This window comes from Pseudodonghicola flavimaris, assembly GCF_030164425.1.
Classification (GTDB): domain Bacteria; phylum Pseudomonadota; class Alphaproteobacteria; order Rhodobacterales; family Rhodobacteraceae; genus Pseudodonghicola; species Pseudodonghicola flavimaris.
Map to the genome: position 1 here is coordinate 364,876 of NZ_JASNJD010000002.1, position 21,223 is coordinate 386,098.

The 21,223-nt window shown below is 65.5% G+C and carries 23 protein-coding genes and 1 riboswitch; of the genes, 18 read left to right on the plus strand and 5 right to left on the minus strand.

All coding sequences use genetic code 11. The annotated features are described in order from the left end of the window. Nucleotides 1–17: 17 nt before the first annotated feature. Nucleotides 18–167, minus strand: a riboswitch (TPP riboswitch). Between the two features lie 43 nt (nt 168–210). After that, nucleotides 211–624 (minus strand): ArsR family transcriptional regulator, encoded by a 414-nt coding sequence (locus QO033_RS04375; RefSeq protein WP_284479709.1) that lies wholly within the window; start codon nt 622–624, stop codon nt 211–213. Nucleotides 625–733: 109 nt separating this feature from the next. On the opposite strand from QO033_RS04375, the gene QO033_RS04380 reads away from it, so the two are divergent. The 4 genes from QO033_RS04380 (at nt 734) to QO033_RS04395 (ending at nt 4,017) form a co-directional block, all read left to right on the plus strand. Then, a complete protein-coding gene (locus QO033_RS04380; RefSeq protein ID WP_284479710.1) occupies nt 734–1,153 on the plus strand; it encodes an MAPEG family protein in 420 nt (139 codons plus the stop codon). Nucleotides 1,154–1,305: 152 nt separating this feature from the next. Continuing rightward, on the plus strand, nt 1,306–2,421 hold the full coding sequence (gene aroC, locus QO033_RS04385; RefSeq protein ID WP_284479711.1) for a chorismate synthase: 1,116 nt from the start codon (nt 1,306–1,308) through the stop codon (nt 2,419–2,421). Next, a complete protein-coding gene (locus tag QO033_RS04390) occupies nt 2,414–3,076 on the plus strand; it encodes an HD domain-containing protein (protein WP_284479712.1) in 663 nt (220 codons plus the stop codon). Before aroC ends, QO033_RS04390 begins: the two co-directional genes overlap by 8 nt. Then, entirely contained in the window at nt 3,073–4,017 is a 945-nt protein-coding gene (locus tag QO033_RS04395; protein WP_284479713.1) for an AEC family transporter, read from the plus strand. The genes QO033_RS04390 and QO033_RS04395 overlap by 4 nt, the downstream gene beginning before the upstream one ends. 108 nt (nt 4,018–4,125) lie before the next feature. Here the strand turns inward: QO033_RS04395 and QO033_RS04400 are convergent, their stop codons facing one another. Further along, on the minus strand, nt 4,126–5,628 hold the full coding sequence (locus QO033_RS04400; RefSeq protein WP_284479714.1) for a malonate--CoA ligase: 1,503 nt from the start codon (nt 5,626–5,628) through the stop codon (nt 4,126–4,128). A gap of 96 nt (nt 5,629–5,724) precedes the next feature. Between QO033_RS04400 and QO033_RS04405 the strand changes: the two genes are divergently transcribed. Both QO033_RS04405 and cobO read left to right on the plus strand, forming a co-directional pair. Beyond that, nucleotides 5,725–6,663 carry a DMT family transporter gene (locus QO033_RS04405; RefSeq protein ID WP_284479715.1) on the plus strand — a complete coding sequence of 313 codons (939 nt, stop codon included), beginning with the start codon at nt 5,725–5,727 and terminating at the stop codon, nt 6,661–6,663. Between the two features lie 68 nt (nt 6,664–6,731). Beyond that, the gene (gene cobO / locus QO033_RS04410) at nt 6,732–7,343 is read left to right on the plus strand and encodes a cob(I)yrinic acid a,c-diamide adenosyltransferase (RefSeq protein WP_284479716.1); all 612 of its coding nucleotides are present in this window, start codon (nt 6,732–6,734) and stop codon (nt 7,341–7,343) included. Between the two features lie 333 nt (nt 7,344–7,676). Here cobO and QO033_RS04415 read toward each other — a convergent pair whose 3' ends face one another. Together QO033_RS04415 and QO033_RS04420 are read right to left on the minus strand one after the other, a co-directional pair. After that, nucleotides 7,677–9,074, minus strand: a complete 1,398-nt coding sequence (locus tag QO033_RS04415; protein ID WP_284479717.1) for an aspartate aminotransferase family protein — start codon at nt 9,072–9,074, stop codon at nt 7,677–7,679. Between the two features lie 64 nt (nt 9,075–9,138). Then, nucleotides 9,139–9,861 (minus strand): GntR family transcriptional regulator, encoded by a 723-nt coding sequence (locus tag QO033_RS04420; RefSeq protein WP_284479718.1) that lies wholly within the window; start codon nt 9,859–9,861, stop codon nt 9,139–9,141. 110 nt (nt 9,862–9,971) lie between these two features. On the opposite strand from QO033_RS04420, the gene QO033_RS04425 reads away from it, so the two are divergent. The 5 genes from QO033_RS04425 to QO033_RS04445 all read left to right on the plus strand — a co-directional run bounded on the left by QO033_RS04425 (nt 9,972) and on the right by QO033_RS04445 (nt 15,311). Continuing rightward, nucleotides 9,972–11,057, plus strand: a complete 1,086-nt coding sequence (locus tag QO033_RS04425; protein ID WP_284479719.1) for a polyamine ABC transporter substrate-binding protein — start codon at nt 9,972–9,974, stop codon at nt 11,055–11,057. Between the two features lie 88 nt (nt 11,058–11,145). Next, entirely contained in the window at nt 11,146–12,273 is a 1,128-nt protein-coding gene (locus QO033_RS04430) for an ABC transporter ATP-binding protein (RefSeq protein ID WP_284479720.1), read from the plus strand. A gap of 4 nt (nt 12,274–12,277) precedes the next feature. Beyond that, complete coding sequence (locus QO033_RS04435) at nt 12,278–13,168, plus strand: ABC transporter permease subunit (RefSeq protein ID WP_284479721.1); 891 nt, start codon at nt 12,278–12,280, stop codon at nt 13,166–13,168. Beyond that, complete coding sequence (locus tag QO033_RS04440; protein ID WP_284479722.1) at nt 13,165–13,983, plus strand: ABC transporter permease; 819 nt, start codon at nt 13,165–13,167, stop codon at nt 13,981–13,983. The genes QO033_RS04435 and QO033_RS04440 overlap by 4 nt, the downstream gene beginning before the upstream one ends. Continuing rightward, nucleotides 13,983–15,311, plus strand: coding sequence for an NAD(P)/FAD-dependent oxidoreductase (locus QO033_RS04445; RefSeq protein ID WP_284479723.1), 1,329 nt, complete (start codon nt 13,983–13,985; stop codon nt 15,309–15,311). The genes QO033_RS04440 and QO033_RS04445 overlap by 1 nt, the downstream gene beginning before the upstream one ends. Here the strand turns inward: QO033_RS04445 and QO033_RS04450 are convergent. Beyond that, complete coding sequence (locus QO033_RS04450; protein WP_284479724.1) at nt 15,281–16,210, minus strand: phosphotransferase family protein; 930 nt, start codon at nt 16,208–16,210, stop codon at nt 15,281–15,283. The genes QO033_RS04445 and QO033_RS04450 overlap by 31 nt on opposite strands. Before the next feature lie 112 nt (nt 16,211–16,322). On the opposite strand from QO033_RS04450, the gene QO033_RS04455 reads away from it, so the two are divergent. The 7 genes from QO033_RS04455 to QO033_RS04485 all read left to right on the plus strand — a co-directional run bounded on the left by QO033_RS04455 (nt 16,323) and on the right by QO033_RS04485 (nt 21,205). Then, nucleotides 16,323–16,937, plus strand: a complete 615-nt coding sequence (locus QO033_RS04455; RefSeq protein WP_284479725.1) for a ribonuclease D — start codon at nt 16,323–16,325, stop codon at nt 16,935–16,937. Continuing rightward, on the plus strand, nt 16,934–17,902 hold the full coding sequence (locus QO033_RS04460) for a KpsF/GutQ family sugar-phosphate isomerase (RefSeq protein WP_284479726.1): 969 nt from the start codon (nt 16,934–16,936) through the stop codon (nt 17,900–17,902). Before QO033_RS04455 ends, QO033_RS04460 begins: the two co-directional genes overlap by 4 nt. A gap of 66 nt (nt 17,903–17,968) precedes the next feature. Continuing rightward, complete coding sequence (gene lptC, locus QO033_RS04465; RefSeq protein ID WP_284479727.1) at nt 17,969–18,571, plus strand: LPS export ABC transporter periplasmic protein LptC; 603 nt, start codon at nt 17,969–17,971, stop codon at nt 18,569–18,571. A gap of 1 nt (nt 18,572) precedes the next feature. Continuing rightward, nucleotides 18,573–19,070, plus strand: a complete 498-nt coding sequence (lptA, locus tag QO033_RS04470) for a lipopolysaccharide transport periplasmic protein LptA (RefSeq protein ID WP_284479728.1) — start codon at nt 18,573–18,575, stop codon at nt 19,068–19,070. Next, nucleotides 19,067–19,825 carry an LPS export ABC transporter ATP-binding protein gene (gene lptB, locus QO033_RS04475; RefSeq protein ID WP_284479729.1) on the plus strand — a complete coding sequence of 253 codons (759 nt, stop codon included), beginning with the start codon at nt 19,067–19,069 and terminating at the stop codon, nt 19,823–19,825. Before lptA ends, lptB begins: the two co-directional genes overlap by 4 nt. Nucleotides 19,826–20,119: 294 nt before the next feature. Beyond that, nucleotides 20,120–20,695 carry a ribosome hibernation-promoting factor, HPF/YfiA family gene (hpf, locus tag QO033_RS04480; RefSeq protein WP_284479730.1) on the plus strand — a complete coding sequence of 192 codons (576 nt, stop codon included), beginning with the start codon at nt 20,120–20,122 and terminating at the stop codon, nt 20,693–20,695. Between the two features lie 48 nt (nt 20,696–20,743). Further along, nucleotides 20,744–21,205 (plus strand): PTS sugar transporter subunit IIA, encoded by a 462-nt coding sequence (locus QO033_RS04485; protein ID WP_284479731.1) that lies wholly within the window; start codon nt 20,744–20,746, stop codon nt 21,203–21,205. The last annotated feature ends 18 nt before the right edge of the window (nt 21,206–21,223 follow it).

Here is a 21,223-nt window from a genome sequence, read left to right on the forward strand (position 1 = left end):
GTCAGGGCAAGGGTGGAGGCATGTCCATAAACCTTCCCTCCGCCGGTATGAGCCGGTTCAGGTTCAACGGGTTCGCATCGCGCATCTCAGCCCGTCTTCCGCAGCAGCCGGGCGCCGGGCCTGACCCGCGCCCCCGATGCGGCGCCAGGGCACCCCGAGGTGGCGCCGACCCTATGCGCGGGGGCGATGCGAGGCAAGCGGATTGCAGGGTCAGAGCGTATTGGCGCGATAGAGCCGGCGCAATGCGCCGATCATCTCCTCGAACGACTGATCCAGAGCGCGGCAGGTCTCCTCCGTCGGCACCAGACAAACGGACTTGCCCCGACGCTCGCGGCGCAGATAGCCGGCGGCCTCCAGATCGCCGACCTTGCGGTGCAGCGTCGCGATCGGCAGGTCCAGCGCGGCAGAGAGCGCGCTCAGGTCATAAAGCCTGTTCTGCAGTTGCCCCTGAACCACCGTGCGCACGATCAGCGCATCGACCGGTTTGCCCCACATCGCGGTTTCCAGCGAATAGAACCGGTTCAGGCAGCCAATGATCTGCTCCTGCACCTCCTGCCTCAGCGCCTGGCGCAGATCCTCCGGCAGGGCGGCGTCGTAGATGCTGCGCGACGGGCGCTCTGTCATGCCGCGTCCCCGTCTGGTTTCCGATCCGGAAAGGTTGCCGCTTGGCCTGCCGGGATCCCCCGTGCCACACCGGCCACGCGAACGGCCTCCCCTACCGAAAGGACCATAAATGACACTCCCTGTCGCAGCGCTTCTGGGCTTTGCACTCTGGACCCTGCTGATCCTCTTCGCAACCGTCGGCGTCTATCGCTGGAGCCGCATCCTCACCGGCAAGACCCGCATCAGTCACTGGACCGCGGATCCCGACGCCGGCTCCGGCCTCTATCCCCGTGCAATGCGGGCGCATATGAACTGCATCGAAAACCTGCCCGTCTTCGGCACCATCGTCTTCGTGATCGACCGGGTCGGCGCCACCGCGCCGGCGCTCGGCATCCTGTCGGTGATCGTCCTCGCCGCCCGCATCGTGCAGAGCACCATCCACATTGCCCTGGAACAGACCGACCGGGTGATCTTCCTGCGTTTCACCTTCTACTTCACCCAGATCGTGGCGATGATCGCGATGGTGGCGATCCTGCTGGCGACTCTCTGACCCCGAAACACCGGGCGCGTGCCAGCGCTTCTTCTCTGCCGAAATACTCCGGGATCCGGGGCAGCGCCCCGGGTCCGCCACCTGCCCACCGGGCGAATCCGCTTGAGCCATGGGGCGCACGCCGCTAATCACCCCGGCAAAGGAGAGCCCCCATGTCCATCAACACATTCGGCCATCTCTTCCGTGTCACCACCTGGGGCGAAAGCCACGGGCCGGCGCTCGGCGCCGCGGTCGACGGCTGCCCGCCGGGCATCGCCATCGACGAGAGCATGCTTCAGCATTGGCTGGATCTGCGCAAGCCGGGGACCAGCAAATACACCACCCAGCGGCGCGAACCCGATGCGGTGAAGATCCTCTCCGGCGTCTTCGAAGGCCAGACCACCGGCACACCGGTGCAGCTGATGATCGAGAACACCGATCAGCGGTCCAAGGATTACTCCGAGATCATGGAGAAATTCCGCCCCGGTCATGCCGATATCACCTATTGGCAGAAATACGGCATCCGCGATTATCGCGGCGGCGGCCGCTCCTCGGCCCGTGAAACCGCCGCCCGGGTCGCTGCCGGCGGGCTGGCGCGCGCGGCGCTCTCCGCGCTGGCGCCGGAGATCGAAATTCAGGGTTTCATGACCCAGATCGGCCCGCATGGCATCGACCGCAGCCGCTTCGATGCCGGGCAGATCGGCCAGAACCCCTTTTGGTGCCCGGATGCCCACGCGGCGGAGGCTTGGGCCGGCTATATGGACGCGCTGCGCAAATCCGGCAATTCGGTCGGCGCCATCATCGAGGTGGTTGCGAAGGGCGTGCCCGCCGGCCTCGGGGCGCCGATCTACGGCAAGCTCGATACCGATCTGACCGCGGCGATGATGTCGATCAACGCCGTCAAGGGGGTCGAGATCGGCGAGGGCATGGCCGCCGCGCTGCTGACCGGCGAGGAAAACGCCGATGAGATCTTCATCGGCCCCGATGGCAAGCCTGTCTATTCGTCGAACCACGCCGGCGGCATTCTCGGCGGGATTTCCACCGGGCAGGACATCGTGGTGCGCTTCGCGGTGAAGCCGACCTCCTCGATCCTGAAGACACGGGCGACCATCACCAAATCCGGCGAAGCGGCCGAGATCATCACAAAGGGCCGGCACGACCCCTGCGTCGGCATCCGCGCCGTGCCGGTGGCCGAAGCGATGATGGCCTGCGTGATCCTCGATCATATCCTGCTGAACCGCGGCCAGATCGGCGGCGCGGTGGGCGAAACCCGGGGCCGTATTGGCTGATCTCGACGGGTTGCGCGCCCGGCTGCGACAGATCGCGGCCCACCGGATGGCTCAGGACAGCGCCCATGATCTGGCGCATCTGGACCGCGTCTGGGCCAATGCCCGCACCATCGCGGATGCGGATGCCGACCGGCAGGTTCTGCTGGCGGCAAGCTATCTGCACGATCTGGTCAACCTGCCCAAGGACAGCCCCGATCGTGCCCGTGCCTCGACCCTCGCGGCCAGGGCAGCGGCGCCGATCCTGCACGATCTGGGCTTCGCCCCGGACCGCATCGCCGCCACCCGGCACGCCATCGCCGCGCACAGCTTTTCCGCTGGCCTCCCCCCGGAGACGCCGGAGGCGCGCATCCTGCGCGACGCCGACCGGCTCGATGCGCTGGGGGCGATCGGGATCGCGCGCTGTTTCGCGGTCTCCGGCGCCCTTGGCCGGCCGCTCTACGATCCCGCCGATCCCTTCGCCACAGCGCGCAATCTCGATGACCGGCACCAGACTCTCGATCATTTTCGCGTCAAACTTCTGAGACTTCCCGCCGATATGCTGACCCGGGGCGGCCGCGCCCTTGCGCAGCGCCGCGCCGCGCGCATGATCCGCTTTCTCGAAGACCTCGCCGAGGAAATCGGCACCGATCTGCCCCCGGACTGGAAGACCCCATGAACGACATCATCAGCATCACCGCTCCGATCTACGCGGCTGTCCTGATCGGATATCTTGTGGTGCGCCTCGGCTGGTTCCGCCCCGAAGACATGCGGATGATGGGACAATATGTGCTGAACCTTGCGCTGCCGGCGCTGCTGTTCACCGCGCTTGCGACCAGGCCGCTCTCGGCGGTGCTGCGCACCGATTACCTGCTAGTGATGCTGGCCGGCGGGCTGGCGACGATGGCGCTCAGCTTCGGCTGGTTTTCTCTCACCGCTCCCGACAAACTGCGCCGGGCGCTGGCGGTGCTGGGGTCGGCCTGTCCGAACTCGGGCTTCATCGGGTATCCGGTGATGCTGCTGCTGTTTCCCGATCTGGCCGGAGTGATCCTGGCGCTGAACGTGCTGATCGAGAATGTGGTGGTCATCCCGATCGGCCTGGTGCTGATGGATCTGGCCTCCGGCCAGGCCGGGCTGTCGCCGCTCCGCCTGCTGGCCCGGGTGCTCCGCACCCTGCTGCGCCGGCCGATGGTGATCGGCATGATCGCCGGGCTGGCGGTCTCCGCCCTGGGGTGGGAGCTGCCGGCGCCGGTCCTGCGGCTGACCGGCATGTTCGGCACCTCCGCCGCCGCCCTGTCGCTGGTGGTGATCGGCGGCTCTCTGGTCGGGCTGCCCATGAAGGGCAACAAGCTGCTGGCCGGCCAGATCGCCACGGTCAAGCTGCTGCTGCACCCGGCGATGGTGGCGCTGGCCGCGGCGCTGCTGCCGGCGCTGGGGCTGGCCGCCCTGTCGCCCGACATGTACGCCGCCGCGGTCCTGTCGGCGGCGATCCCGATGTTCAGCATCTATCCGATTCTGGCGCAGGAACGCGGGCTGGGAGGGGCCGCCGCCATCGCGCTCCTGCTGGCGACCTCGGGCGCTTTCGTGACGCTGAACATCCTGCTCGCCTGGCTCACCTGAGCGTCCGCCTAGGGTCGCGGAGCGGCCGGCCCGCCCCTCCGGCCGCGCCAGCCTGCTTCTTCTCTGCAAAAATACTCACCGATCCCGCGGCCGGGACCGGGCGCGCGCTCAGCCAAGAAGCTCGGCGTAGGTGTCGCGCAGCGCCTTTTTCTGCACCTTGCCCATGGTGTTGCGCGGCAGCGCATCGATCATCACGATGCGCTTGGGCTGCTTGAACCGGGCGAGCTGACCGTTGAGCGCGGCGGTAATCGCCTCCGGCGTCGTGCCTTCGCCCTCCGGCACCACCAGGGCCACGACCGCCTCGCCGAAATCGGCATGCGGCACCCCGATCACAGCGCTTTCCAGCACGCCGGGCAGATCGTCGATCAGGCTTTCGACCTCTTTCGGATAGACATTGAAGCCACCGGTGATGATCAGGTCCTTTTCGCGGCCGACGATGGTGACATAGCCGTCGGCGTCGATCATCGCCATGTCGCCGGTGATGAACCAGCCGTCGGGGCGCAGCTCTTCCGCCGTCTTCTCCGGCATCTGCCAGTAGCCCTTGAACACATTGGCACCGCGCACCTCCAGCACGCCGATCTCGCCCGCCTGCACCTCTTTGCCGTCGTGCATCACCCGCGCCTCGACCCCCGGCAGCGGGAAGCCGACGGTGCCGGCGCGGCGTTCGCCGTCATAAGGGTTGGAACAGCTCATGTTGGTCTCGGTCATGCCGTAGCGTTCCAGGATGCGATGGCCTGTGCGGGCCTCCCATTGCTCATGGGTGTCGACCAGCAGCGGCGCCGAACCGGAGATGAAGAGCCGCATGTTCGCCGCCCGCTCGCGCGTCAGCCGCGGATCGGCGAGCAGCCGGGTGTAGAAGGTCGGCACCCCCATCAGCGCGGTGGCGCGCGGCATCGCCTTGAGGATCTCGTCGGCGTCGAAGCCCTTGAGGAAGATCACCTGTGCGCCCGCCAGCAGCGCCACGTTGGTCGCCACGAAGAGCCCGTGAGTGTGGAAGATCGGCAGCGCGTGGATCAGCACGTCCTGTTTGGTGAACTGCCAGTAGTCGCGCAGCATCTCGGAGTTGGAGGCGAGGTTGGCATGGCTCAGCATCGCACCCTTCGACCGCCCGGTGGTGCCGGAGGTATAGAGGATCGCCGCCAGATCGTCGGGGCCGCGCGGCACCGGGGTGAACCCGCCGCGCCCGACCACCGCGTCGGTCAGCGTGCCGAGCCCCTTGGCGTCGAGCGTGACCACCCGGGCGTCGCCGGCGATGCCTTCGATCGCCTCGTATTTCGCCGGATCACAGACCACCACACGCGGGGTGGCGTCGCCCAGGAAATAGGCGACCTCGGGCGTGGTATAGGCGGTGTTGAGCGGCAGGAAGATCGCCCCCGCCATCACCGTGCCGAGATAGAGCTGGATCGCCTCGATGCTCTTGTCGACCTGCACCGCGACGCGGTCCCCGGGCTGCACCCCCATCGCGACCAGCGCCGCGGCATTGCGTTCGGCACCGGCGAAAAGCTCACCGAAGGTCATGCTGGCCCGGGCCGGGAAGGTGGCGAAATTGCGGGTTTCCTGGCCGACGGCGGCGGCATGCAGCCGGGCGATCAGATAGTTGTCGTCATACATGGGGCGCTCCTTCTCCTCGCTGCGCGTTTGTGCGCCCTATGAGCGGCGGAAATCAAGCCGTTGATCTTTTCCGGCAACCGAAGCAGGGTCGCGCGCATGGCAACTTCGTTAACATCGCATCGACCCGCCCTGGCCATCACGCTGAAACTCAGCGCGATTTGCCTGTTTTCCATCATGTCGGCGCTGATCAAGGCCACCGCCGACGATGTACCGCCGGGCGAAGCGGTGTTCTTCCGGTCGTTCTTTGCAATCCCGGTGATCCTGGTGTGGATCGCCGCGCGCGGCGAGCTGCGCAGCGGGCTGGTGGCGCAGCGGCCGATCGTGCATTTCTGGCGCGGGCTGATCGGCACCTCGGCGATGGGGCTGACCTTCTCGGGGCTGGGCCTGCTGCCGCTGCCCGAGGTCACCGCCATCGGCTATGCCACGCCGATCCTGACGCTGATCCTGGCCGCCGTTATGCTGGGCGAGCGGATTCGGATGATCCGGCTTTCCGCCGTCGCCATCGGCCTGGTCGGGGTGCTGATTATGCTCTGGCCGCGGCTGGGCGGCACCACTTCCGGGCAGGGCGCGGCGACGCTCGGCGCCTTTCTGATCCTTGGTGCCACCTCGCTCAGGGCGCTGGTGCAAATCCATATCCGCAAGATGGTCGAAACCGAACGGACCTCGGCCATCGTGTTCTATTTCTCCGCCACCGCCGCCGGGCTGGCGCTGCTGACCATGCCTTTCGGCTGGGTGGTGCCCCGGGGCGAGACACTGGCGCTGCTGATCCTGGCCGGGCTGATCGGTGGCGGCGCCCAGATCCTGGTGACCTCCTCCTATCGCTTCGGTCCGGCCTCGATGCTGGCGCCCTATGAATATGCCTCGATGCTCTTCGCCATCCTGATCGGCTATGTCTGGTTCAAGGAGGTCCCGACGCTGATCATGCTTTCGGGAGCGGCGCTGGTGATCGCCGGCAACATCCTGGTGATCTGGCGCGAACATCAGCTGGGGCTGGAGCGGTCCCGCGCCCGGGCGGTCAGCGATCCCAAGGCCTGACCGGACAGCGGGCGCCTTTACCCCGGCGGCCGCCGCCCTATGATCCGGACAAAGATCAGGAGACCGAGATGAGCGACCAGACAGCCGACGCCGCCAGCCACAAGGCGAAGATGCAGAAACTGCAGGCGGAACACCGCGCCAAGGTATCCGAGGCCGGCGATCCCGATCGCGGCCTGGTGCTGGTGCATACCGGCAAGGGCAAGGGCAAGTCCTCCTCCGCCTTCGGCGTGGTGGTGCGGGCGCTGGGGTGGAAGAAATCCGTCGGCATGGTGCAATTCATCAAGGGCAACTGGATCACCGGCGAACGGCAGTTCTTCGAACGGCTCGGCGGGGTGACCTGGTACACCATGGGCGAAGGCTTCACCTGGGACACCCAGGACCGCGACCGCGACATCGCCGCAGCTCAGGCCGCCTTCGCCCGCGCGCGTGAGATGATGGAGAGCGGCGATTTCGATCTGATCGTGCTGGACGAGATCAACATCGCCCTGCGCTACGACTACCTCAGCGCCGAGGAAGTTCTGGAAGGGCTGGAGGCGCGCGCGCCCCGCACCGGGGTGATCCTGACCGGCCGCGATGCGCCGGCCGCGATCTGCGATTACGCCGATCTGGTCACCGAGATGACCGAGGTGAAGCACCCGTTTCAGGCCGGCATCAAGGCGCAGCGCGGCGTCGATTTCTGATCCTCCGCGCCGCTCCGCCGGCGGCACGCTTCGCCGATGCCGGGGCGGACCCACGGCGCAGATCGCCGCCGCCGCCCCGTCACCGCCCGCAGCGCCACCGAGGGGAAGGCGCCGGGTTCGTTTCCGGGGTGGCGGCAGGATCACACGCCACAACCGGCATCCGTCCCGCAGGCCGCCCCGAAAGGCTGAAGTCCCCAGGCTGGATGCGCGGCATCTGGCGTCGGCGCATATCTGACAAAAACAATCGGAAATCACAAGCGGCAATTTGCCCCGAACGAAAAACGGCGCCGGGAACCCCCGACGCCGTTCGATGTCGCAGCTGCGCAGCACCGATCAGGATGCGGCTTTCAGCAGGCCTTCGTCCTTCACCCGGGCATAGGTTTCATCCAGCGCGCGGGTGGCGCGTTCGATCAGGATGTCGGCCTCGCCCGGGGTCATCACCAGCGGCGGCGAGATGATCATCCGGTCGCCCACATGGCGCATCACCAGATTGTTGGCAAAGCAGCGCTCGCGGCAGATATAGCCGATCGTTCCCGCCTCCGACGCGAACTTGGCCCGCGCCGCCTTGTCCGGCGTCAGTGCCAGAGAGCCCATCATGCCGACGATGCTGGTGTCGCCCACCAGCGGATGATCGGCCAGCGCGGTCCATTTCTCCGCCAGATAAGGGGCGATGACATCGCGCACATGCTCGACGATACCTTCCTCTTCCATGATCCGGATGTTCTCCAGCGCCACCGCCGCGGCCACCGGGTGACCGGAGTAGGTATAGCCGTGGTTGAACTCGATACTGTCGAGCACCGCGGCCACCTCGTCGGTGACGATCGACCCGCCGATCGGCTGGTAACCCGAGCTCAGCCCCTTGGCGATGGTCATGATGTCGGGACGAATGCCCATGGTCTCGCTGCCGAACCAGTTGCCGGTCCGCCCGAAGCCGCAGATCACCTCATCCGCGATCAGCAGGATTTCATACTTGTCGCAGATGCGCTGGATTTCCGGCCAGTAGGTCGCCGGCGGCACGATCACCCCACCGGCGCCCTGGATCGGCTCGGCGATGAAGGCGGCGACCTTGTCTTCGCCGTATTGCAGGATGGCCGCTTCCAGTTCCTGCGCCCGGGCCAGGCCGAAATCCTCCGGCGCGGTATCGCCGCCCTCGCCCCACCAGTAGGGCTGATTGATGTGGTGGATATCCGGAATCGGCATGCCGCCCTGGGCGTGCATCGCGCTCATCCCGCCAAGCGAGGCGGAGCCCATAGAGGTGCCGTGGTAAGCGTTCTTGCGGCTGATGATGATCGACTTGCCGGGCTTGCCCTTGGCCTGCCAGTAGGCGCGCACCATGCGGATGTTGGTATCGTTCGCCTCGGATCCGCCAGAGGCAAAGAACACGTGATTCAGATCGCCCGGCGCCTTCTCGGCGATCTTGGCGGCCAGCGCGATGGCCGGCACATGGGTGGTCTGGAAGAAGGTGTTGTAATAGGGCAGCTCGCGCATCTGACGGGAGGCGACGTCCGCCAGTTCCTCGCGACCGTAACCGATGTTGACGCACCACAGCCCGGCCATGCCGTCGAGGATCTCAACACCCTCGCTGTCGGTCAGGTAAACGCCCTTGGCCCGGGTGATGACCCGGGCGCCCTTTGCCGCCAACTCGTCATTGTTGGTGAAGGGGTGCATGTGGTGGGCCGCATCCAGCGCCTGAAGCTCGGCAGTCGGCATGTGATTGGTAATAGCGGGCATCGCGGGGCTCCTGAAAACGAAGGTTGCCCCGAAGATATGATCAAATTGCGCGCTGTCAATCGAATCAGCTGTCGCTGCGTCGTTCCGCCAGCACCGCGGTCACCATCTGCACACCCTGATCGACATCCTGCTCAATCGCGCGGCTCACGCCCTCGGCATCCCGACGGCGCAACGCAGTCAGCATCTCCTTATGGCGGTCGGGCAGGTTCTGGGTGCCGAATCGGCCGCAGACCACCCGCAGCGACGGGCCGAAGCGCAGCCACAGACGTTCCGCCATCTCGGAAAGGATCGGCGCGTCGGCATAGTCATAAAGCACCGAATGGAAGCGATAATTCTGCATCAGATAGCCAGAGACATCGCCGATGGAAATCGCAGAATCCACTTCTGCATCAATACGTTCCAGCTCTTCCACCAGGGCCGGGCTGGCGTGCTGGGCGGCGCGGCGGGCCAGCTCGGCCTCGATCTTCTTGCGGATGAACGTCAACTGTTCGACATCTGTTGCCGATAAAACAGGCACCGAAACCCGGCGATTGCCCTGAAACATCAACGCCCCGTCCGAGATCAGCCGCCGGATCGCCTCACGCACCGGAGTCATGCCCGCCCCCAGCGAATCAGTCAGCCCCTGGATCGTCACAGCCTGGCCCGGAGCCATCTCTCCGAACAGAATCTGCGCCCGTAGTTTCTGGTACACCTGCTCATGCACAGGCGGGGCCGACGGGGATTTGCGGGCTTTTGCTGCTGGTTTTTTGATCAAATTCAACAGAGTCGTTCCATTCCAGATGTCCATGCTTGCGCTGTGCCGGGACGCATGGAAACATAGCTTGTGCCAAGCAAGAAGGCAAAAAACTTGATCAAATAGAGGTGCGGGCCCAACCCGCCCTCATCGGGGAGCTACACATGACCTTCAAAACGCTCACAGCGACCGCGATTATCGCCCTGGGCACCGCGGCCGCGCAGGCCGAGGAAGTTCGCGTCTACAACTGGTCGGATTATATCGACGAAAGCCTGCTGACCAAATTCGAGGAAGAGACCGGCATCGATCTGGTCTATGACGTCTTCGACAGCAACGAAGTGCTGGAAACCAAGATGCTGGCCGGCGGCTCGGGCTACGATGTGGTGGTGCCCACCGGCACTTTCCTGCAGCGCCAGATCGCCGCGGGCGCCTTCCAGAAGCTGGACAAGTCCAAGCTGCCGAACCTGAAGAACATGTGGGACGTGATCTCGTCGCGCACCGCCAAATACGACCCCGGCAATGACTACGCCATCAACTACATGTGGGGCACCACCGGTATCGGCGTGAATGTCGGCAAGGTTCAGGAAGTGCTGGGCGAAGACGCCCCGATCGACAGCTGGGACCTGGTCTTCAAGCCGGAGAACATGGAAAAGCTGGCCTCCTGCGGGGTCTATTTCCTCGACGCCCCGACCGAGATGATCCCGGCCGCGCTGAAATACATCGGCGAGGATCCCGATAGCCACGATCCCGATGTCATCGCCAAGGCCGAGCCGGTCTATATGGCGATCCGCCCCTACATCCAGAAATTCCACTCCTCCGAATACATCAACGCGCTGGCCAATGGCGACATCTGCGTCGCGGTCGGCTGGTCGGGTGACGTGCTGCAGGCCCGCGACCGCGCGGCCGAGGCCGACAACGGTGTCGAAGTCGCCTATAACGCGCCGAAGGAAGGCGCCCAGATGTGGTTCGACATGATGGCGATCCCCGCCGATGCGCCGAACCCCGACGGGGCCCACAAGTTCCTGAACTTCATCATGGACGCGCAGAACATGGCGGCGGCGTCGAACTACGTCTATTACGCCAACGGCAACCTGGCCTCGCAAGAGTATCTGGAAGAGGACGTGATCGGCGATCCGGCCATCTACCCCTCGCCCGAGGCGCTGGACAACCTGTTCACCACCACCCCCTATGACGCCAAGGTGCAGCGGGTCGTGACCCGGCTGTGGACCAAGATCAAATCGGGCACCTGACCCCGGTGCGACGGCGGCCCCCCGAGACCGGGGCCGCCGTTTTTGTTTTGCCGTTCTCCCAGTCCGGAACCAAACGGGGACCTCCACCTTGCACGCCACGACCTTTGCGCCCTGGGAAGACCCAGAGGCGAAACCGCTGATCCGGTTCCAGAACGTCACCAAGCGGTTCGGAACCTTCACCGCGATCGACAACCTGTCGCTGGATATCTACGAGCGTGAATTCTTCGCGCTTCTCGGCCCCTCGGGCTGCGGCAAGACGACGATGATGCGGATGCTGGGCGGGTTCGAGAACCCGACCGAGGGCCGGATCGAGCTGTCGGGACAGGATATCTCCGGCGTGCCGCCGAACAAACGCGCGGTCAACATGATGTTCCAGTCCTACGCGCTGTTCCCGCATCTGTCCGTCTGGGACAATATCGCCTTTGGTCTGCGCCGCGACCGCATGCCCAAGATCGACCTGGAAAACCGCGTGGCCGAAATGCTCAAGCTGACGCGGCTGGAGAAATTCGCCAAGCGCAAGCCGCATCAGATTTCCGGCGGACAGCGGCAACGGGTGGCGCTGGCACGCAGTTTGGCCAAGGCACCGAAACTTCTGTTGCTGGACGAACCCCTGGGCGCGCTCGACAAGAAGCTGCGCCAGGACACCCAGTTCGAGCTGATGGACATTCAGGAGAAGACCGGCACCACCTTCGTGATCGTCACCCACGACCAGGAAGAGGCGATGACCGTCGCCTCCCGCGTGGCGGTGATGGACGAAGGCCGGCTGATGCAGGTCGCCACCCCCGATCGTATCTACGAGACCCCCGACAGCGTCTATGTCGCCGACTTCATCGGCGACGTGAATATCATCGAGGGCACCGCCACCCCGGACGGCCAGGACACCTATCGCATCGACTGGGCCGAAGGGCAGGAGCCGATCAGGGCGACCTCCGCCCATCCCTTCGCCACCGGCGACAGATGTTACCTTGCCATCCGCCCCGAGAAGGTGACCATCTCCGCCGACCGCCCCGAGGCGGCGATCAACGCGGTCAAGGGCAAGGTCCTGGACATCGCCTATCTCGGCAATATCTCCACCTATCACGTCGAGCTGCCCTCCGGCACCGTGATCAAGGCGCAGACCGCCAACACCCGCCGCATCTCACGCCGCAGTTTCACCTGGGAAGACAGCGTCTGGCTGTCCTGGACCGTCACCGGCGGCGTCCTTCTGGCGGAGTGAGCCCATGCGCCGGTTCCTTCTGATCGCCATCCCCTACGCCTGGCTTCTGGCACTGTTCCTGGTGCCTTTCGTCATCGTCCTGAAAATCTCGCTCAGCGACACCGCGCTGGCGATCCCGCCCTATACTCCGACGCTGGATTTCGCCGGCGGCTGGGCCGGTCTGAAAAGCTTCTTCGCCGATCTCGATCTGGAGAACTTCGTCTGGCTGACGCAGGACGATCTGTATTGGAAGGCCTATCTCTCCAGCCTGACGATCGCGCTGATTTCCACGGTGCTGACCCTGATGGTGGGCTATCCCATCGCCTACGGCATGGCCCGCGCGCCCGAGGAATGGCGCGCCACGCTGATGATGCTGATCATCCTGCCGTTCTGGACCAGCTTTCTGATCCGGGTCTATTCTTGGATCGGCATTCTCAGCCAGGAAGGCTTCCTGAACCAGTTCCTGCTGTGGACCGGCCTGATCAGCGAACCGCTGATCATCCTCAACACCAAGATCGCGGTCTATATCGGCATCGTCTACACCTACCTGCCCTTCATGATCCTGCCGATCTATGCCGCGCTGGACCGGCTGGACGAATCCCTGATCGAGGCGGCCGAGGATCTGGGCTGTTCGCGGCTCTCGGCCTTCTGGCTGGTGACCGTGCCGCTGTCGAAGAACGGCATCGTCGCGGGCTGTTTCCTGGTCTTCATCCCGGCGCTGGGTGAATTCGTGATCCCGTCTCTGCTGGGCGGATCGGGCACGCTGATGATCGGCAAGGTGTTGTGGGAGGAATTCTTCTCCAACCGAGACTGGCCGGTCGCCAGCGCCGTGGCCATCGTGCTGCTGCTGATCCTGGTGGTCCCCATCATGCTGTTCCAGCGCAACCAGCAAAAACAGGCGGAGGCCGAACAATGAGACGCCTGAGCTGGTTCAATACCGTGTCGCTGACGCTGGGCTTCGCCTTTCTCTACATCCCGATGGTGATCCTGATCATCTACAGCTTCAACGAAAGCAAGCTGGTGACGGTCTGGGCCGGGTTCTCCACCAAGTGGTACGGAGAACTGCTGCAGGACGAAGCCTTTCTCAGCGCCGCCTGGGTAACGCTTAAGGTCGCGGTCATGTCCTCGACCATCGCCACCGTGCTGGGCACGATGGCCGCCTATGTCATGGTGCGCAGCGGCCGGTTCCTGGGCCGCACGCTGTTCTCCGGCATGATCTACGCGCCGCTGGTGATGCCGGAGGTGATCACCGGCCTGTCGCTGCTGCTGCTGTTCATCGGCATCGGGCTGGACCGTGGTGTCTTTACCATCGTGCTGGCGCATACCACCTTCGCGATGTGCTATGTCTCGGTGGTGGTCTCCTCTCGCCTCGTCACCTTCGACAAGTCGCTGGAGGAGGCCGCGCTCGATCTCGGCTGCACCCCGGCCGAAGCCTTCCGGCTGGTCACCCTGCCGATCATCGCGCCGGCAGTGATCTCCGGCTGGCTTCTGGCCTTCACCCTGTCGCTCGACGATCTGGTGATCGCCTCCTTCACCTCCGGCCCCTCGGCCACAACCCTGCCGATCAAGATCTTCTCCGCCGTGCGTCTGGGCGTCTCGCCCGAGATCAACGCGCTGTCGACGGTGATGATCGGTATCGTGGCGATCGGCGTCATCACCGCCTCGCTCGTCACCAAGACTCAAAAGGTTCGTCAACAGCGCGACGAACAGGAAGCTGCACGCGCACAATAATGAAACATATCTTCGGACGTTATGCCTATTCCGCCGGGCCGCGGGACGGGTGCTGGTGGGATGAGACCATCGCGGCCCCGGTCTGGCCCGAGGCCAGAGGCGATCTGACGGCGGATGTCGCCATCATCGGCGGCGGCTACACCGGTCTTTCCGCCGCCCTGCACCTGGCCGAGGCCGGCATAGATGTCGCCCTGGTCGAGGCCGAATACCCCGGCTGGGGCGCCTCCGGGCGCAACGGCGGCTTCTGCTGCGTCGGTGGTGCCAAGCTCAGCAGCGAGAAGATCGCCAAAGCCTACGGCGCCGATCAGGCGGCAGAGTTCCACCACGCCGAAATCGCCGCCATCGATCTGGTCGCAGATATCCTGAAGCGGTTCGACATCGACGCCGACACCCATTCCCATGGCGAAACCCAGCTGGCCCATTCGCCCCGCGCCATGGAGCGGCTGCGCCAGCAGGCCAAAGGCGACCCCGACGCCATCCTGCACGGCCGTCAGGATCTGGCCGATCAGGGGATGCAGGCCAGCGGCCTGACCGGTCCCTTCCAGGGCGGGCTGACGGTGCGCCATGGCTTCGGGCTGAACCCGCGCAAATATGTCCTCGGCCTGGCAAGGGCTGCGGCCGGCGCCGGTGCCCGGATCTATCAGAACAGCCCCGCGGGCCGGATCACCCGACAGGGCGGCCGCAACGTGATCGCCCTGCCACACGGCAGCCTCAGCGCCGAAACCGTGCTGATCTGCACCAATGGCTATTCCAGCGACGATCTGCCGGACTGGCTGGCCGGCCGCTATATCCCGGCGCAATCCACCGCACTGGTCACCCGGCCACTGACGGAGGAGGAGCTGGCGGCGCAGGGCTGGACCAGCGATCAGATGGCCTATGACACCCGCCACCTGCTGCATTACTTCCGGCTGATGCCGGACCGGCGGTTCCTGTTCGGCATGCGCGGCGGACTGACCTCCACCCCCGGGTCGGAGACCGGATCGCGCGCCCGGGTGCGGCGCGATTTCGAAACCATGTTCCCCGCCTGGGCCCATGTCGAAAGCCGCCACAGCTGGTCTGGCATGGTCTGCGTCTCGCGCAACCAGATCCCCTTTACCGGGCCAGTGCCGGGAATGCCGGGGGTCTTCGCCGGGCTCGCCTATCACGGCAATGGCGTCGCGATGGGAAGCTATGCCGGCAGCCTGCTGGCCGCGCTGGCCCAGGGCCACCGCCCCGACAGCCCCTATCCCGGGTTCATGGGCCGGCCGATGGGCCGCTTTCCCTTCGGTCGCTTCCGCCGCATCGTGATGCCGCCGGCCTATCTGGCGTTCCGCGTCAAGGATCTCTGAAGCGCTGCGCGTTCCAGTGCCAGACCCGCGCCATAGGGGGTCTGGCCGCGCCCGGCCTGCAGCTGGCAATAGGCCGCCATCCGCCAGTGAAACCAGGGCAGGAGCGCGTTCAGGCGGGCAACGACCCGCCGGTCGGGATAGGCGGCGAGACAGGCCGCCTCCTCCGCCGGGCTGAGCGGGGCACCCCGATAGATCAGCTGCATCGCCGGCGACAGGAAGATCGCCAGATCGGCGGCCGGATCGCCCAGCGCCGGGCACTGCCAGTCGATCAGTGCAGCGCCCTCTGGCCCCAGGACGATATTGCCCGGCACCGGATCGCCGTGGATCAGCGCGGGTGCCACCTCCGCCACCCGCCCCGGCGGCTCCAGCCCCGCCAGCCCGCCATCCTCGGGGCAAAGCGCCAGCAGCGCCCGGGTCTGGCGCACCAGCGCGGCGCTGCCCCGGGGGCCGGCCGGCAGATCGGGCCGCGGCTGGCGATGCAAGTGGCCCAGCAGTCGTGCCACCTGCCCGGCACCGGCGGTCCAGCCGGCGCCGGGCAGGTGGCGGTAAAGCACCCAAGAGAGAGGCCCGTCGACCCGCTCCGCCACCAGTTCCGGCGCCAGCCCGGTCCGCTGCAGCGCCCGCAGCGCGGCAACCTCACGCCCGGCGTCATTGGCGAAAAGTGGCGTCGCCGCGCCGGGATCATAGAGCTTGAGAACCAGCGCCCCCACCGGCCCCGGCACCTGCCAGACCAGGTTCGATCGCCCGCCAGACAGCATCCGCACCGGTCCCGGCACGATCAGCCCGCGCTGACGCAGCTCGCCGATCAGCTCCGGCGGGGGCGGGATATGTCTCTGGACGGTCAGGATGCGCTCCGGTTGCGGGGCCGGCAGCGTGGCGCGGATCGGCCCCGGCCGCAAGCCCCGGGGTCCCGATGCCCGCCCCCACAACCGCCCGGCCAGTTGAGTTTGGCCGGCAAACCTCCTATTTCCGGCGGGACCCTATGGCGTTTTCCGATCTAAGGACCCCGACGTGGCAAATCATCTCTATCAGAACGACCTGCCAGACGGACTCGATCTCGGGCCGGTGGTCGCCATCGACTGCGAGACCATGGGGCTGAATCCACATCGCGACCGGCTTTGCGTGATCCAGATGTCGGGCGGCGACGGCAACGCCCATATCGTGCAGGTGGCCAAGGGCCAGACCGAAGCGCCGAACATCTGCCGCATGCTGACCGATCCAGAGGTGCTGAAGCTGTTTCACTACGGCCGCTTCGACATCGCCGCCATGTACAACGCCTTCGGTGCGCTGGCCGCGCCGGTCTATTGCACCAAGATCGCCAGCCGGCTGGTGCGCACCTATACCGACCGCCACGGGCTGAAGAACCTGACCTCAGAACTGATCGGCGTCGATATCTCCAAACAGCAGCAGATGAGCGATTGGGGCGCCGAAACCCTGACCGCCGCGCAGCTGGATTACGCCGCCTCGGACGTGCTCTATCTCCACCGCCTGCGCCAGGAGCTGAACAAGCGCCTCGCCCGCGAGGGGCGGAGCGAAATCGCCCAGGCCTGTTTCGACTTCCTCCCCCACCGCTCGCTTCTCGATCTCGAAGGCTGGCCCGAAACCGATATCTTCGCCCACTCATGACCGACGCAGAAACCTTCCTCGCCACCGCGCGCCAGGTCGTCACCGACGAGGCCCGCGCATTGGACGTTCTGGCCGCGGCGCTGGACGACAAATTCGTCCGCGCGCTGACCCTGATCCTCAGCGCCAAGGGCCGGATCATCATCAGCGGCATCGGCAAATCCGGCCACATCGGCCGCAAGATCGCCGCCACGCTCGCCTCCACCGGCACGCCGGCGCAATTCGTCCACCCGGCCGAGGCCAGCCATGGCGATCTCGGCATGATCTCTCGGGGCGATGTGGTTCTGGCGATTTCCAATTCCGGCGAGGCACCGGAGCTGGCCAATCTGGTCGCCTACACCCGCCGTTTCGACATCCCGCTGATCGGCCTGTCCAGCCGGCCGGACAGCACGCTGATGACCCAGGCCGACGAACATCTGCTGATCCCGAACCAGGGAGAGGCCTGCGGTTTCGGCATGGTGCCGACGATCTCCACCACGCTGACCCTGGCGATGGGCGACGCGCTGGCTGTCGCGCTGATGAAGTACCGTCATTTCGGACCGGAGAATTTCCGCGACTTCCACCCCGGCGGCAAGCTGGGCGCACAGCTGTCCAAGGTGCGCGACCTGATGCACAGCGGCGACGCGCTGCCGCTGGTCGCCGCAGATACCGCGATGAGCGACGTGCTTCTGGAAATCAGCCGCAAGAGCTTTGGCGTGGTCGGCGTCACCGATCCAGAGGGCGCGCTGATCGGTATCATCACCGATGGCGACCTGCGCCGCCACATGGAGGGGCTGATGCAGCATACCGCGGCCGAGGTGATGACCGCCGATCCCACCACCATCGGCCCTGACGCGCTGGCCGAAACCGCGGTGGCGGTGATGAACCGGCGCAAGATCACCTGCCTGTTCGTCGTCGATCCAGAAGGCTCGCGCCGGGTCACCGGACTTCTGCATATCCACGACTGCCTGCGCGCCGGCCTGGGCTGAGGTTTAGACTGGGGTTTGGACTGGGGTTTGGCCTGAGATCGGGACCGAGCCGGAAAGGGAACCGCAATGGACCGTCATTCACGACTGGTCACCTACTTCAAGGTCATCCTGCCACTGGCGGCGCTGGTGCTGCTGTCGACGCTGTTTCTGCTGTCGCGCGGCACCACCCCCACCGCCACCGTGCCCTTCGCCCAGAAGGACATGGAGGAGCGCATGCGTGGTCAGCAGATCACCGGCCCGTTCTTCTCCGGGATCACCGATGGCGGCGACGAGATCACCGTCAGCGCCAGTGTCGCCCATCCCGCCGGCGATGGCGGCATGGCCGATGCCCAGGACCTGCGCGCCCATATGACCCTGTCCAAGGGCGGCGATATCCGGCTGGAAGCCGCGACCGGCAGCCTGGACATCGCCGGAGATCAGGCCCGGTTCGAAGGCGACGTGAAGATCACCACCTCCACCGGCTACACGGTGACGACCGATCATCTCGACGCCGGTATCGGCACCCTGTCGGCCCGCACCCCGGGCGCGGTTCAGGCCAGCGGCCCGTTTGGCGATTTCACCGCCGGGCAGATGCAGATCGGCGCAAAAAACAAGGACGCCCCTGTCCATATGCTTTTCACCAAGGGCGTAAAGCTGATATACGACCCGCAACAGTCCCGGGATGAGTAACGTGCGCCATCTTCGCCTTCTTTTTCTGACCGTTACGCTGCTGTTTGGCGCCGGCGCGCTGGCCGCGCAGGAGGTCCCCGTCGCCTTCGGCAAGAGCCGGACCGACAGCTCTGCCCCGGTCGAGGTGACCGCCGACAATCTGGACGTCAATCAGGCCGACGGCTCGGCAGAGTTCACCGGCGACGTTCTGGTGGTGCAGGGCGCCATGCGGATGACCGCCAACCGCGTCTTTGTCGTCTATGACCGCGCCCAGAGCCGGATCGAGCGGCTGGAGGCCACCGGCGATGTGCTGCTGGTCAGCGGCGACGATGCCGCCGAGGCGGAGCGCGCCGATTACAGCATCGACAGCGGCACCATTGTGATGACCGGAAATGTCCTGCTGAGCCAGGGGCCCAGTGTGCTCAGCTCGCAGAAAATGACCGTCGATCTCGACAGCGGCACCGCCCGCATGGCCGGTCGGGTGAAAACGATCCTGAATCAGGACAGCGACGACGAATGACCCAGCCCGACCTGACCGTGACCGAAGGGTCCTCCGGGCTGCGCGTCGAGCGTGTCCGCAAATCCTATCGCAAGCGGGTAGTGATTCGGGACGTGTCGATGACACTGGCCCGGGGCGAGGTCGTGGCCCTGCTCGGACCGAACGGATCGGGTAAAACCACCACATTCTACACAATTGCCGGTCTGGTCTTTCCCGAGACCGGGGCCGTCACGCTGGACGGTCAGGCGGTGACCACGCTGCCGATGTACCGCCGCGCCCGGCTGGGCATCGGCTATCTGCCTCAGGAGATGTCGATCTTCCGCGGCCTCAGCGTCGAGGACAATATCCTCGCGGTTCTCGATATCTCCGCCCGCGACCCGCATGCGCGGCGCGAACGGCTTGAGGAGCTTCTGTCGGATTTCTCCATCGAACACCTGCGCCGCGCCCCCGCTCTGGCGCTCTCGGGCGGGGAACGCCGGCGGGTCGAGATTGCCCGCTGTCTCGCCGCCGATCCGAAATATCTGCTGCTGGACGAACCCTTTGCGGGGGTCGACCCGATCAGCGTCGGCGATATCCGCCACCTGGTGGCCGACCTGAAGAAACGCGGCATCGGCGTTCTGATCACCGATCACAACGTGCGCGAGACGCTGGAAATCGTCGACCGCGCGTATATCCTGCACGACGGTCAGGTGCTGATGTCCGGTACCCCCGGCGAAGTGGTCGAAAACGAAAACGTCCGCCGGGTCTATCTGGGCGACAGCTTCCGGATTTCCTGACCGGACGCGGGCCCGGAACCGGCCGCGATGGCCACCCCCGAACGCCACCGGACCCGCCGGCAGATCGCCGCGATTTTATGTCTCGCGATGTAAGGATCGCGTTGACACCTGACCGGGTTCTCGCCTCAAATGGTGTCATGGCACGCGCAGCTTCCCATGAGGTTCCCGATCCGGCCTTTGCGAAAAGGCCCGGTCGTGCAGTTTCTGCCGCGCTGCCATTCTCAACCACCCGCAACTGACGCAGGCCGGGGTTCTGCCCGGAAAATGCCGGGTGAATAACGAAAAGGAGAGCACATGCGTTACCAAATCAGCGGAAAACAGATCGACATCGGCATGGCGCTGCAAACCCATGTTCAGGAGGAACTGAATGCAGCGATCAAGAAATACTCCGATAACCCCATCGACGCGAATGTGATCTTCTCGCGGGATGCGCATGAATATGTCTGCGAAGCCACGGTCCATCTTTCGACCGGGCTGACCGCCACCGCGAAGGCCAGCGCGACCGAAATCTATGCCGCTTTCGACGCCTGCTGCGCCAAGATGGAAAAGCAGATGCGCCGGTTCAAACGGCGGCTGAAAGACCACCATCGCGTGCGCTCGGAACCGGTTGAACTCTTCGGCGCGGCCTCGTATATCCTCGCCGCGGAAGAACAGACCGATGATGTAGAGCCCGACAGCCTGCAGCCCATCATCATCGCAGAGATGGAGACGAAGATTCCCTCGCTCTCTGTCGGTGAAGCGGTGATGCAGATGGAGCTGGCCGGCGCGCCGGTGCTGATCTTCCGGAACGAGAGCAAGGACGGGTTGAACGTGGTCTATCGCCGGGAGGACGGCAATATCGGATGGATCGACCCGCAAGTCGCAACCTGAAGGCAAATGGCGCCGCGTCTGCCGGCCCCGGAAGCGGAGCAATCTCTGATGGCACTTTCGAGCATCCTCAGCCCTGAGGCGGTGAAGGTCTTTTCTGCTGTCTCCAGCAAGAAGCGACTGTTTCAGGAAATCGGGGATGTTGCTCAAAGCGCCTATGGCCTCGACCCGCAGGCCACTGTCGAAGCTCTGCTCGATCGCGAAAGCCTTGGCCCCACCGGTGTGGGCCATGGCGTCGCTCTGCCGCATGCGCGGATGCCCGGCATCGACCGGGTGATCGGGCTGTTCCTGATGCTGGAAAAACCGATCGATTTCGGCGCGGTGGACCGGCAGCCGGTCGATATCGCCTTTTCCCTCTTCGCCCCGGAAGAGGCAGGCGTCGAACATCTCAAGGCGCTGGCGCTGGTGTCGCGGACGCTGCGCGATGCCTCGCTCTGCGCCAAGCTGCGGGCGAACCCGGATCCCTCCACGCTCTATACGCTGCTGACCGAATCCCATTCGCTGGCGGCGTGACGCCACCGGCCCCGCGGC